Source organism: Streptomyces beijiangensis (genome assembly GCF_017315755.1).
Taxonomy (GTDB): domain Bacteria; phylum Actinomycetota; class Actinomycetes; order Streptomycetales; family Streptomycetaceae; genus Streptomyces; species Streptomyces beijiangensis.
The window spans coordinates 1-276 of record NZ_JAFLRJ010001227.1 but is presented as its reverse complement, the minus strand read 5'-3'; the positions used below and the strand labels follow the sequence as shown (position 1 = coordinate 276).

Below are 276 nucleotides of genomic sequence, written 5' to 3'. Positions count from 1 at the left end.
GATCCGTGGGGGTCGGCTTGGTCTTCTGGACGACCGTCAACAGGTCGCCGGTCGCGCCCGCGTAGGTGGCGCTGCCGAAGACCTCTCCGGCCTCCTCGGTCAGCTCGGTCGCCATGTCCGTCATCGAGCGGGTGACCGTGACGGTCGCGAGCGGGACGTCGTCCTCGGTCGTGCCGCCCCGGGTCACGTCCGCGGTGATCTCGGCGGCCGCGCTGTCGAACTTGACGTCGGAGAGGGTGAGGGCGAAGCCGTGTGCTTTGGACTCGATCGCCAGGC

At 69.9% G+C, this 276-nt stretch carries 1 pseudogene; it reads right to left on the bottom strand.

Features of this window, described 5'->3' with window-relative positions:
- Positions 1 to 276: pseudogene (locus J0695_RS41280) on the bottom strand (HtaA domain-containing protein); the annotation flags it as partial.